Below are 12,682 nucleotides of genomic sequence, written 5' to 3' on the forward strand. Positions count from 1 at the left end.
GGGCACCGCGACCTCTTCGCGCCCGGCCAGCGCGAGCACGCCGCGCCTGCCGAGCGTGATGCAGATGGTCTGATCCTGCCGGGCCTGAAGCTGCCGCGCTACGTCGAAAATCCGTGCGGCTTCGTCACGCTCCGACAGTTCCACGCCGGCGAGAAAGCCGAGCTCGGTCTCGTTCAGCACGAGGATGTCGACCAGCGCGAGCAGCTCACCTGACATCTCTAGCGCCGGCGCCGGGTTGAGCACGGTCACGGCGCCAGCCTCGCGCGCGCGCCGGAAGAAGGCGGCGATGGTCGGAAGCGGGATCTCGAACTGGCTGACTGCGACATCGCCCTTCGCCAGCGGCACATCCGCGACATCATCCGCGCTGACCAGGGCATTGCTGCCGGGAATGACGACGATGGTGTTGTCGGCCGCGGCGACCGTGATGATCGCGGTGCCGGTGTGCGTGTCCGCGTCGCGGACGGAGCCAAGATCGATCCCCTGATCGCCGAGGAACGTCCTCAACTCGGCCCCGAACGAATCCCTGCCCAGCCGGCCGATCAGCGTGGTCCGCGCACCGAGCCGTGACGCCGCCACCGCCTGGTTCGCACCCTTGCCGCCCGGAAAATAGAGCACCTGCCGGCCGGCGACGGTCTCGCCGACCTTCGGATGGCGATCGGCGGTCGCCACCACATCCATGTTGATGCTGCCGGCGACGAAGACGCGCCCCATTGAAACTAGACCCTGACCTCGAACTCGTGTCTGACCTTGGCGATGTCGACCAGCGTCGGCAGGCCGGCCTCGTTGCCGAGGCGCTGGATCTTGTAGGTCGAGGCGGCGCGGGCAAAATCAAAGTGCTCGCGCCAGCTTTTGCCGGGATGGGCGAGGTAGGAATAGACATAGGCGCCATGGAAGACGTCGCCGGCGCCGTTGGTGTCGATCACGCGCTCGCGCGGGATCGGCATCGCCGGCATCACCTGCACCGTCCCTGTTTCGTCGTACCAGAGCAGGCCCTTCTCGCCCATGGTGATGCCGCCGATCTTGCAGCCGCGGCTCTTGAGATAATCGAGCATCTTCTCCGGCGTCAGGTCCATCTGCTCGCACAGGCGCTCGGCGACGATGGCGACGTCGATGAATTCCAGCAGCTCATGCGTGTTGGTGCGCAGGCCGCCGCCGTCGAGCGAGGTCAAAATGCCGGCCTCGCGGCACACTTTGGCGTAGTGGATCGCAGCATCCGGCTGGTGGCCGTCGACGTGCAGCGCGCGGCAGCCGCCGAGATTGAGCATCGGGAAGGGGTGGATGTGCTCGTCGTCGCGGCAGCGGACGATGGCGCGCTTGCCGTCCTTGGGCATGATGAAGGAGAGCGAGGACTGGTTCACCTTCCGCCCGTGCAGCGAGATCGCGTATTTCGCGCACATGTCCTGGAACATGCGCCCCAGCCAGTCATTGGCCGCGGTGGCGATCAGATCGGGCACGATGCCGAGCTTGGCGCAGCAGAAAGCCGCTGTCACCGCGTTGCCGCCGAAGGAGACCGCGTAGTCCGATGCCACGTGTTTCTCGTCGCCGGTCGGCATGTGGTCGGTGATGAAGACGACGTCGATATAGGTCTGTCCGATGAAGAGAGCCTGCATTGCTTGTCCGTGATGCGCTTGTGGTCCCGGCCGGCGGGATTACTCTAGCACCGGTTCCGCTCCGGAGGGACGCTGAAATTATTCGCAAAACTGCCGCCCGAAGCGCTTGAGGTCAGCATGTTGCCGGAATACGACCATGTCAGGCCAATGCCAAGCCCGGACAAACGCCGTCTTTCGGTCCGTGGGTTCCAAGTCGATCAAATGGGTGCAGGATGATCACCGGGCTCGATCACATCGTCGTTCTGGTGAGCGATATCGGTGCGGCCAAGGCGGCCTACCAGACGCTGCTCGCCCGCGCGCCGGCCTGGCAGAACTCGGGCGAAGGCGCCGATCGGGTGCTGTTCACCCTCGGCAACATGACGATCGAATTGATGGCGCCGAGCGGCTTCAGCGTGACCGCGGATCGCATGCGGGCACTGCTCGACGACCAGGAAGGCGTGCTCGCCAGCCTGTGCTTTCGTGTCGCAGACATCGGCAGGATGCACCGGCGGCTGGAACGGGTGGCCTTGAGCCCGGAGCCGGTCGCCGAGGTCGAAAGCAGCGACGCTGAATCGGGCAACGTCCTGCACTGGAAGCGCACGCGTGCCGCCACGGAAATCACGCGCGGCGTGCGCATGTTCTTCCTCGAGCTCGCCGATGAGCGCCCGCTCTCCCCGGCGACCGACATCGCGCCGATCGACGCGCTCGACCATGTCGTGATCACCACCGAGGATTCCGAACGCGCCGCCGCGCTCTACGGCGCGCGGCTCGGCCTCGACCTGGCGCTCGACCGCTCGCACCAGGATTGGGGCCAGCTGATGTTCTTCCGCTGCGGCGACCTCATCGTCGAGGTGGTGCGCCGGCCCGTTGCCGGTGGTGACCTCACGCATGACCGTCTGTGGGGCCTGAGCTGGCGCGTCGCCGACATCGACGCAACGCGCGCCCGCCTGATCGCCGCAGGCCTCGACGTCACCGAAGTCCGCAAGGGCCGCAAGCCCGGCACGCGGATCATGACGGTACGGAACGGCACTTGCGGGATTCAGACGGTGCTCTTGGAGCGCTCGCCGAAGCCGGTGGAGTAGCGCGCCGCGCCCTCCGTTCGAACCCTTCGTAGGGTGGGCAAAGCGGAGCGTGCCCACGTCTTGGCCCAATTGATGCGAAGACGTGGGCGCGCAAGTGCACCTTTGCCCACCCTATGAGGCTTGCGTCCGGGGCACGAGATCGTTCTCAAACGCCCGTGCGCGTGTTACATGCGTCACTAGAGCACCCAGCGAGCACCCCGGTTTGGCGAAGGCAAAGCGAACTCTGAAATGGCAGCGTGACCCCGAGGGGATGCGGCTGCGCATTCTCGAAGCCGCCAAGCAGGAATTTTCCGCCCATGGCCTTGCCGGCGCGCGCGTCGACCGCATCGCGGCCAAGGCCGGCGCCAACAAGCGCATGCTCTACTACCACGTCGGTAACAAGGACGAGCTTTATCTGGCGGTGCTCGAAGGCGCCTATGACAAGATCCGCAGCGAGGAGCGCGGGCTCGATCTCGAACATCTCGACCCGCCCGAGGCCATCAGGCGCCTGATCGAGTTCACCTGGAATTACTTCCTGCGCAATCCCGAATTCCTGTCGCTGCTTCAGACCGAGAACCTCGCGCGCGCAAAGCACCTGAAGAAGTCGACCAAGGTCAAGTCGATGCACTCGCCCTTCGTCGAGATGATCCGCACAGTGGTGCACCGCGGCGTCGACAGCGGCGATTTCCAGGTCTCGGTCGATCCGGTGCAGCTCTACATCTCCATCGCAGGGCTGTGCTTCTTCTATCTCTCGAACTCCGCGACGCTCAGCGTGATCTTCGGCCGCGATCTCTTGGATAAGAAGGCCAAGGACGAGCGCCTGGCACACATGGTGGGCCTCGTCCTCGCGGCGCTGACGGGGCAGTCGGTCGCGCTGTTCGAGATCGCGAAAGCGCCAAAGTCGCGCAGCGCGGTCGTTCAGACGGCTTAGTCGCTGTTTCCCCAACCTCCGCTGTCATCGCCCGACTTGAACACCTGATCGGGCGATCCCGTATTCCAGAGGCGCCAGCGGATACGGTGAAGTCGCGGCGTACTGGACCCCGCTTTCGCGGGGAATGACACTGAGAGTGGGCGGTCCCGTGCCCCGGACGCAGCGCAGCACGCAAGAGCGCTGCAGCGCGGCCGGGACAAGGAGCGCCAGTGCGGATACTCACCCCAACAGCCCGGAACCCGCCGCAAAACGTCACAGGGAAAGCTCTGGACAGTATTTATCCAACGGGTTAATTTCTCCGCCAACGACAAGAATGCCGGGAGTGAGAATTGGCCGAGCTGAAGCAGCAAGGTGCAGTGTCCAGGATGCTGAATGCGGCCTGGATTCGGCCGTTTTTGTTCCTGGTCTTCATCGTGGTCGCCTGGGATCTTTCGATCCGGCTGTTCAGGATTCCCGCCTACCAGATCCCGGCGCCCCTCGATGTCGTCGCAGTGCTGCGCACGGAATGGCCGGAACTGCTGCGCCAGTCCTGGCCGACGACCTATGCGACCGTCTGCGGTTTCGCGCTGTCAGCGTTGTTCGGCATTCCCGTCGCGATGTTGATCGCGGGGTCCAAGACGGTGGAGAGCTACGTCTATCCGCTGCTGGTGTTCTCGCAATCCGTGCCGAAGATCGCGATCGCGCCGCTGTTCGTGGTGTGGTTCGGCTTCGGCATCATTCCCAAAGTCATCTCGGCATTCCTGCTCGGCTTCTTCCCGGTGGTCGTCTCCGCCGTTCAGGGCTTCAAGTCGGTCGACCCCGACATGGTCGATCTCGCCCGTGCGATGCAGGGCAGCCGCTTCCAGGTGTTTTGTGCGGTGAATCTGCCGCACGCGCTGCCCGCGATCTTCTCCGGCCTCAAAGTGTCGGTGACGCTCGCCGTGGTGGGTGCCGTCGTCGGCGAATTCGTCGGCTCCAATTCCGGCATCGGTTATGTGATGCAGCGCTCGATCGGCACCTTCGACCTGCCGACGATGTTCGCAGCGCTGGTGATCCTGGCGCTGCTCGGCGTGATCCTGTTCTGGGTCGTGGACCGGATCGAGAAGCTGGTCATTCCCTGGCATGTCAGCCAGCGTGAGGACGTGATTTTCGCCTCTTAACTAAACCAACGAACGGCCATCAACAGCCGACGCAACAACGGCAAAGGGAGAGTAACGATGAAGCGGTGGATAGGGGCTGTCTCGGCGGTGCTGATGACCTTCGCGGCCATGCCGGCGCAGGCGGCCGACAAGGTCGTGCTGATGCTGAACTGGTACGTCTATGGTGAGCACGCGCCGTTCTATTACGGCAAGGCTAAGGGTATCTACGCCGCCGAAGGCATCGACCTCGAGATCCAGGAAGGCCGCGGCTCGGCCGCGACCACGCAGGCGGTTGCCGCCAAGACCGCGGACTTCGGCTATGTCGACGTCCCCACCATGATGCGCGCCGCGATCAAGGGCGCGCCCGTGGTTGCGACCGGCGTGCTGCTCCAGACCTCACCGATGTCCGCCATGGGCTTCGCCGACAAGAACATCAAGAAGCCCGAGGACATCAAGGGCAAGACGGTCGCGATCACGCCGGCCGATTCCATGACCCAGATCTGGCCGTTGTTCCTGAAGAAGACCGGCCTCAAGGAAAGCGACTTCAAAACTGTTGCCGGCGACGGCCAGACCAAGCTCAACGCCGTCATCAACGGCCAGGCCGATCTGCTTCTCGGCTACGTCATGGACCAGTCAATGAAGATCAAGGACGCCACCGGCAAGGACGTCTACCCGATCAAGTTCGCGGACTACGGCATCAACATGGTGTCGTCAGGCATCATCGCCAACGCCGATTATGTGAAGGCCAATGCCGATCTCGTCCGCCGCTTCATGTCGGCGACGACCAAGGCGGTCGAAGCCGCCGAGAAGGAGCCGAAGGCCGCGGCACAGTCGATCCTCGATGCCAATCCCAAGGGCGGCAAGATCGACACGCTGACGCAGGGCTTTGAGCTGACCATTCCGCTCTACCGGACCGCGGAGACCAAGAGCAAGCGGCCGTTCCAGGTCACCGACCAGAACATGACGGACTCGGTCAATCTGATGGTCGAATATGGTGGTCTCGACGCCAAGGCCAAGGACAACCCGAAGGCCTTCTACACCAACGACTATCTGCCGAAGAGTGGCTCGTGAGTCGACAACCACAGTCGTTCCGGGGCGCCCGAAGGGCGAACCCGGAACCTCGAGATTCCGGGTCTGGTCCTTCGGACCATCCCGGAATGACGGTTCATAATTGCCGAGTTGAATTGAGATGACCCCAGCAGCGAAAACGGTAGGTGACGCGCAGCCGAGCGCGCACCTGCGTCTGGTGTCTGACCGTGCCGGCGATGCATCCGGCATCAAGCTATCCGGCGTGTCCAAGACCTACCGGACGCGCGATGGCGATGTGCCCTCGCTGCGGCCGCTCGACTTCCACATCAATGACGGCGAGTTCTTCGTCGTGGTCGGCCCCAGCGGCTGCGGCAAGTCCACGCTGCTCAAGCTGATCTCGGGCCTGCTGCCGCCGACCACGGGCGAGATCCTGGTCGAGGGTGAGAAGGTGACGACGCCGCACGGCAATGTCGGCATCGTCTTCCAGAATGCGTTGCTGCTGCCCTGGCGCAACATCCTCGGCAACGTGATGCTGCCGATCGACATGAAGCGCTTGCCGCGGCAAAAATATCTCGATCGCGCCAAGGCGCTGTTGAAGCTGGTCGGGCTCGAAGGGTTCGAGAAGAAGCTGCCCTGGCAGCTCTCCGGCGGCATGCAGCAGCGCGCCTCGATTTGTCGCGCACTGGTGCACGATCCCAAGATCATGCTGATGGACGAGCCGTTCGGCGCGCTCGATGCGCTGACGCGCGAGCGCATGAATGTCGAATTGATGCGGATCCAGCGCGAGACGAAAAAGACGGTTCTGCTGATCACGCACTCGATCCCCGAGGCCGTGTTCCTGGCCGACCGCGTGCTGGTCATGACCGAGCGGCCCGGTGCGATCGCCGCGATCTACGATGTGCCGCTGCCGCGCCCGCGTTCGCTCGACGTGATGGCCGACCCTGTTTTCACCGAGTTGGTGCAGCGCATCCGCAAGCACTTTTTCTCGCAAGGTTCGCTGGACTGAGATTATGGGATACGCCGCCAGCCACCACCAAGCCGGTGCGCTCCCTCCCCAGCTTGCGGGGGAGGGTCGGGGAGAGGGTGTCTCCGCTGGCAAGACTCCCCAAGAGGATAGAACCCTCACCCGGCACTTCGTGCCGACCTCTCCCGCAAGCGGGAGAGGCGCGTCGTCCGCGGCTACACCGCTCGTGTCAAGTTCACCTCGCTGCGTTGCAAGATCATGTCCCCGCGCCTGAAGCTGCGAGACATCGCCTTCTTCGAACGTCCCGTGCAGTTCGCGCGGCCGTTCCGCTTCGGCGCTGTCACCATCAACGCGACGCCGCAGCTGTTCGTGCGCGTCGAGATCGAGGTCGAGGGCAGGGGCGTCGCGGTCGGGGCCAGCGCCGAGCTGCTGGTGCCGAAATGGTTCGACAAACGGCCGGAGCTGTCGCCGGCGCAGACGGTCGATGGCTTGCGTCGCTCGCTGGAAATCGCGCGCGGGCTTTATCTGGCGCGGACGGGATTTCTGACTGCGTTTGACCTCCACGCCTCATGCATCGGTGCCCAGGTCGCGACCTGTGCAAAAAAGAACATTCCGGCGCTTGCGGCGGCCTATGGTCCGGCGGAGATCGACAAGGCGATCCTCGATGCGCTGCTGCGCGGCGTCGAGACCAGCTTCTTCGACGGAATGGGCGCCAACATTGCCGGCATCGACGCGCGGCTGTCTCCTGACCTGAACGAGAGGGATATCAGCACGTTTCTCTCCAGCCGCAAGCCGCTGCCCCGTGTTGCCATCAGGCATACCGTTGGCCTCGATGATACCGTCGAAGGTGAGGGCGGTGTTGCCGATGCCCATGAAAACGCCGGTGCAAATTACTTCAAGCTGAAGCTGTCGGGCGATCCTGTAGCCGATGCGGCGCGGCTGGTGCGGATCGGCAAGGAGCTGGATACGCTCGGGCGCGACACCAAGGTGACGCTCGACGCCAACGAGCAGTACGCCGATCTTGCCGTGCTGGGCGCGCTGATGGACCGGCTCGATCATGATCTCGCATTGCGGCCGATCGCCTCGCGCTTGCTCTATGTCGAGCAGCCGATGCCGCGCGACATCACGCGGCAATCGCCGCTCGGCTCGTTGGCTTCGCATGGCTTCATCATCGATGAAGCCGACGATTCCTACGATGCATTCCCGGCGGCGCGGGCGCTGGGCTATTGCGGCATTTCCTCGAAGTCCTGCAAGGGGCTGTACAAGTCCATCGTCAACGCGACGCGCGCGGCGAAGTGGAGCGCGGGCGGCGAAAGGTTCATCGTGACCGGGGAGGACCTCACCTGCCAGGCGGGCCTTGCCGTGCAGCAGGATCTCGCGCTCGGTGCCTTCATCGGCGTCACCCACGCCGAGCGCAACGGCCACCACTATGTCGACGGGTTTGGCGAGACGCCCTCCGCCGAAGCGCAAGCCTTCGCGGCCGCGCATCCCGATCTCTATGCCGATGCCGGGCAGGGCATCCGGCTCTCCATTCGCAACGGCGGTCTCCTGACGGGATCGCTCAACGCAACGGGCTTTGCGACCGCGGTCCATCCGGACTGGTCGGCACTGCGCCCGCTCGAACCGCCAACATCACTTCAGGAGTAATTGGCATGACCACGCAACGCCTCGGCCTCATCATGAACGGCGTCACCGGCCGCATGGGGCTCAATCAGCATCTGATCCGCTCGATCGTCGCGATCCGCGAGCAGGGTGGCGTCCGCCTGAATAACGGCGATCGCGTGATGCCCGATCCGATCCTGGTCGGCCGCAGCGCCGAGAAGGTCGAGGCGCTCGCCAAGCGCTACAGCATCACGCGCTGGACCACCGACCTCGATGCGGCGCTCGCCGACAAGAACGACACCATGTTTTTCGACGCCGCGACCACGCAGGCGCGCCCGGGCCTGCTGACCCAGGCCATTAATGCCGGCAAGCACGTCTATTGCGAGAAGCCGATCGCGACGAATTTTGAGGAAGCGCTCGAAGTCGTGAAGCTCGCCAATGCCAAGGGCGTCAAGCACGGCACGGTGCAGGACAAGCTGTTCTTGCCGGGCTTGAAGAAGATCGCCTTCCTGCGCGACTCCGGCTTCTTCGGACGCATCCTCTCGGTGCGCGGCGAGTTCGGCTATTGGGTGTTCGAAGGCGGCTGGCAGGAGGCGCAGCGCCCGTCCTGGAACTACCGCGACGAGGACGGCGGCGGCATCATCCTCGACATGGTCTGCCACTGGCGCTACGTGCTCGACAATCTCTTCGGCAACGTCCAGAGCGTCGTCTGCATCGGCAACACTGACATCCCCGAGCGCTTCGACGAGCAGGGCAAGAAGTACAAGGCGACGGCGGACGATTCCGCCTACGCGACGTTCCAGCTCGAGGGCGGCGTCATCGCCCACATCAACATGTCCTGGGTGACCCGTGTCTATCGCGACGACCTCGTCACCTTCCAGGTCGACGGTACGCACGGCTCGGCGGTCGCAGGTCTCACCGACTGCATGATCCAGGCGCGGCAGGCGACGCCGAGGCCGGTCTGGAATCCCGACGAGAAGCGGCTGCACGATTTCTACGGCGACTGGCAGAAGCTGCCTGACAACGTCACCTACGACAACGGCTTCAAGGAGCAGTGGGAGATGTTCATCCGCCACGTCTACGAGGAAGCGCCCTACAAGTTCACGCTGCTCGAAGGCGTCAAGGGCGTGCAACTCGCTGAATGCGCGCTGAAGAGCTGGAAGGAGCGGCGCTGGATCGACGTCGCCCCGATCAAGGTCTGACAATTTCGATGCTTATGATGTCGTCATTGCGAGCGAAGCGAAGCAATCCAGTCTGCTTCTGTGGAAAGACTCTGGATTGCTTCGTCGCTTCGCTCCTCGCAATGACGGGAGAGGTCTGAAATCATGAACAAGCCCGTCCTACCGATGTCGTCGTTGTCGCTGAAGCTGCCGAAAGCCGACCGGTCCATTGAGACCTACCGGCTTGCGGCCTCGCGCACGTTCCCTGCAAAGCTCGAAGGGCCGCTGAACCGCATCGCCTTCTCGGCCGTGCATACGGTCGCCGATCCCTTCGCCGACAACGATCCCTGGCTTTCCGTCACCGTCGACTGGGACAAGACCATCGCCTTCCGCGAGCATGTCTGGGACCTCGGCCTCGGCGTTGCCGAAGCCATGGATACCGCGCAGCGTGGCATGGGCCTGGACTGGCCGACTTCGCTGGAGCTGATCACGCGTTCGGTCGGTGCCGCAAAGCGCCGCAATGCGCTGGTGTTCTCCGGTGCAGGCACGGACCATCTCGCGGTCGAGGATGCCAGGAGCCTCGACGACGTGATCCGCGCCTATGAGGAGCAGGTCTCGGCGGTCGAGAAGGTCGGCGGTCGCATCATCCTGATGGCTTCGCGCGCGCTGGCAAAACTCGGGCGCAACGCCGATGACTATGCGAAGGTTTATGATCGCGTGCTGTCGCAGGTCCGCGAGCCCGTGATCATCCATTGGCTCGGCGACATGTTCGATCCGGCACTGTCGGGCTATTGGGGCACCAAGGATCTCGACAAGGCCATGGATACGGCCGTCGCGATCATCAACGGCAACGCCGCCAAGGTCGACGGCGTCAAAGTTTCGCTCCTGGACAAGCAGCGCGAGATCGACATGCGCCGGCGCCTCGACAAGTGCATCAAGATGTATACCGGCGACGACTTCAACTATGCCGAGCTGATCGCCGGCGACAGCGAAGGCTTTTCGCACGCGCTGCTCGGCATCTTCGATGCGATCGCACCGGCGGCGTCCTACGCGCTGTCGCGGCTGGCGGCTGGCGATAAGGCCGGATTCCACGACGTGCTCGGGCCGACCGTGCCGCTGTCGCGCCACATCTTCAAGGCGCCGACGCGCTTCTACAAGACGGGCGTCGTGTTCATGGCCTATCTCAACGGCCATCAGGACCATTTCACCATGGTCGGGGGACAGGAAAGCACGCGCTCCACGCTGCATCTGGCTGAACTGTTCCGTCTGGCCGACAAGGCCGGCCTGCTCGCCAATCCTGAACTCGCGACGCAGCGGATGAAGACCGTGCTCGCCACCCACGGTATCGAATCCTGATGCGCGATTTTTCGTCCGACCACCGCTGGCTGTCGCTGAACACGGCGACGGTCCGCAAGCAGGGTGACCTCGTCGAGATCATCGATGCCTGTGCGAAGCACGGCATCCGCGCCATCGATCCCTGGCGCGATCAGGTCGCATCCGTCGGTCTCGAGCGTGCCGCGCGCACGGTGCGCGATGCCGGCCTCGATCTGTCGGGCTATTGCCGCGGCGGCATGTTCACCTCGGACTCCTCGCGCCGCGGCGAAGTGCGCGATGACAATCGCCGCTGCGTCGATGAAGCCAAGGCGCTGGGCGCGCCCTGCATCGTCCTCGTCGTCGGCGGCCTGCCGCAATATTCGCGGCCGGGCAGCGCGGCCTCGAAGGACATCGTGGCGGCCCGTGGGCAGGTCGAGGAAGCGCTTGCCGACATGCTCGACTACGCCAAACAGGCAAAGCTGCCGCTGGCGATCGAGCCGCTGCATCCGGCCTATGCGGCCGACCGCGCCTGCGTGAACACGACGAAGCAGGCGCTCGACATCTGCGACCGGCTCGATCCTGCCCGCACCGGCATGCTCGGCGTCGCGCTCGACGTCTATCACATCTGGTGGGATCCGGAGCTGATGGGCCAGATCGCGCGCGCCGGCAAGGACCGCCTGCTCGCCTTCCATGTCTGCGACTGGCTGGTGCCGACCAAGGACATCCTCAACGACCGCGGCATGATGGGCGACGGCGTCATCGACATCAAATCGGTGCGCGAAGCGGTCGAAGCGCAGGGCTTTGCCGGTTATTCCGAGATCGAGATATTCTCCAACGAGTGGTGGGGCAAATCGATGGACGAGGTGCTCCGCGCCTGCATCACGCGCCATAAGACGGTAGTCTAAGTCACGGGCGCGCTGCCCTTACGGGCCTGCGACCCGTTGCAGGGTGTTGAAGCGCGCCTTCTGCTCGCTGCTCAGCGTGGCATAGAATTCGTCCAGCGCAGGTTCGACCAGCTTGGCGGCCGTCAGCATGGCCTCGAGCCGATGCTGCATCGCCTCCAGCCGTCCGACCGGCGTCAGAGGCACATCGTTCGGACAGGCCGCTTGTAGGCCCTCAACGCCCTTCGCCGTGGCTTCGCCGAGGCGGTCGAGCGCCTCCTTTTGCTTGCCTGCCGGGTGGAGCACGGCCTCGATCTTCTGGATCGGCAACTGGGTCAGTCCGGACTTGGGATCGCCGCAGGCCTCGGCGCTGGCTTCCTGCGGCTGTGACGAGCGCTCGCCGACATGGGGGCCAAGCGCGTTGAAGCGGGCCTGCTGTTCGTCGCTGAGCGAGTTGTAGAACTTCTCCAGGGCTGGCCGCACGATCTTGACGGCTTCCAGCGTCGCGCTGATGCGGTTCATCATGGCGCGCAGGCGGCCAGGCGGAGTCAGCGCATAGGTCTCAGCGCAGGAGTCCTTGAACACACCGGCAGCGTTGGCCGCCGCGGTCTTCAACTCGTCGAGCAGCGCGCGTTGTTCCGGCGCCGGCCGCACCGCCCGCGCGATATCGTCGAGCGGCCAGGCGGTCACGCCCTTGTCCGGTGTGCCGCACAATTGCCGTAGCGTCTGCGGGCTCACGCTGGCGCGCGGCCGTGCGCGGCCGCCGCCGGTTTGCGGATCGTCATTGGGGTTGATGCTGGCATAGGCGGAATAGGGGCCGTCACCGCCCCAGAACACGGTGTCGACGAAGTCGTCATAGGCATAGGCCCAATAGCCGGGCTCGTAAGCATAAGACCAGAACGTGTAGTCAAAAATGTCGGAATAGGCATAAGGCCAGAACACGGGGCCGAGCCACGCCACGAACACCGCGGGATGGCGGTGACGCCAGGCTTGCCGCGGCGCCCAGCCGCTCTGACGGGCGACGAGGGCCGCT

12 protein-coding genes are annotated in these 12,682 nt (G+C 64.4%); 9 read left to right on the top strand and 3 right to left on the bottom strand.

Annotated features, from left to right (window positions below; genetic code table 11):
* Positions 1-711 (bottom strand): ribokinase (locus MOV74_RS16920; RefSeq protein ID WP_246924570.1); only part of this gene is annotated, 711 nt, incomplete at its 3' end.
* 5 nt (positions 712-716) lie between these two features.
* The gene (locus tag MOV74_RS16925; RefSeq protein ID WP_246924573.1) at positions 717-1,610 is read right to left on the bottom strand and encodes a sugar kinase; all 894 of its coding nucleotides are present in this window, start codon (positions 1,608-1,610) and stop codon (positions 717-719) included.
* A 212-nt stretch (positions 1,611-1,822) separates the two neighbouring features.
* On the opposite strand from MOV74_RS16925, the gene MOV74_RS16930 reads away from it, so the two are divergent.
* The 9 genes from MOV74_RS16930 to MOV74_RS16970 all read left to right on the top strand — a co-directional run bounded on the left by MOV74_RS16930 (position 1,823) and on the right by MOV74_RS16970 (position 11,673).
* Positions 1,823-2,671, top strand: coding sequence for a VOC family protein (locus tag MOV74_RS16930; protein ID WP_246924575.1), 849 nt, complete (start codon positions 1,823-1,825; stop codon positions 2,669-2,671).
* A 202-nt stretch (positions 2,672-2,873) separates the two neighbouring features.
* On the top strand, positions 2,874-3,581 hold the full coding sequence (locus tag MOV74_RS16935) for a TetR/AcrR family transcriptional regulator (RefSeq protein ID WP_246924578.1): 708 nt from the start codon (positions 2,874-2,876) through the stop codon (positions 3,579-3,581).
* Between the two features lie 329 nt (positions 3,582-3,910).
* The gene (locus tag MOV74_RS16940) at positions 3,911-4,720 is read left to right on the top strand and encodes an ABC transporter permease (protein ID WP_246924580.1); all 810 of its coding nucleotides are present in this window, start codon (positions 3,911-3,913) and stop codon (positions 4,718-4,720) included.
* Between the two features lie 57 nt (positions 4,721-4,777).
* Positions 4,778-5,770, top strand: coding sequence for an ABC transporter substrate-binding protein (locus MOV74_RS16945; protein ID WP_246924584.1), 993 nt, complete (start codon positions 4,778-4,780; stop codon positions 5,768-5,770).
* Between the two features lie 118 nt (positions 5,771-5,888).
* Positions 5,889-6,734, top strand: a complete 846-nt coding sequence (locus MOV74_RS16950) for an ABC transporter ATP-binding protein (protein ID WP_246924587.1) — start codon at positions 5,889-5,891, stop codon at positions 6,732-6,734.
* Positions 6,735-6,950: 216 nt separating this feature from the next.
* Entirely contained in the window at positions 6,951-8,339 is a 1,389-nt protein-coding gene (locus tag MOV74_RS16955; protein WP_246924590.1) for a hypothetical protein, read from the top strand.
* Positions 8,340-8,344: 5 nt separating this feature from the next.
* On the top strand, positions 8,345-9,496 hold the full coding sequence (locus MOV74_RS16960; RefSeq protein ID WP_246924594.1) for a Gfo/Idh/MocA family protein: 1,152 nt from the start codon (positions 8,345-8,347) through the stop codon (positions 9,494-9,496).
* Positions 9,497-9,619: 123 nt separating this feature from the next.
* Positions 9,620-10,810, top strand: coding sequence for a dihydrodipicolinate synthase family protein (locus MOV74_RS16965; protein ID WP_246924598.1), 1,191 nt, complete (start codon positions 9,620-9,622; stop codon positions 10,808-10,810).
* On the top strand, positions 10,810-11,673 hold the full coding sequence (locus tag MOV74_RS16970; protein WP_246924601.1) for a sugar phosphate isomerase/epimerase: 864 nt from the start codon (positions 10,810-10,812) through the stop codon (positions 11,671-11,673). Before MOV74_RS16965 ends, MOV74_RS16970 begins: the two co-directional genes overlap by 1 nt.
* An 18-nt stretch (positions 11,674-11,691) precedes the next feature.
* Here MOV74_RS16970 and MOV74_RS16975 read toward each other — a convergent pair.
* The coding region (locus MOV74_RS16975) for a Spy/CpxP family protein refolding chaperone (protein WP_246924607.1) at positions 11,692-12,682 on the bottom strand (991 nt) is incomplete at its 5' end.

This window comes from Bradyrhizobium sp. SHOUNA76, from assembly GCF_023006445.1.
Lineage (GTDB): Bacteria > Pseudomonadota > Alphaproteobacteria > Rhizobiales > Xanthobacteraceae > Bradyrhizobium.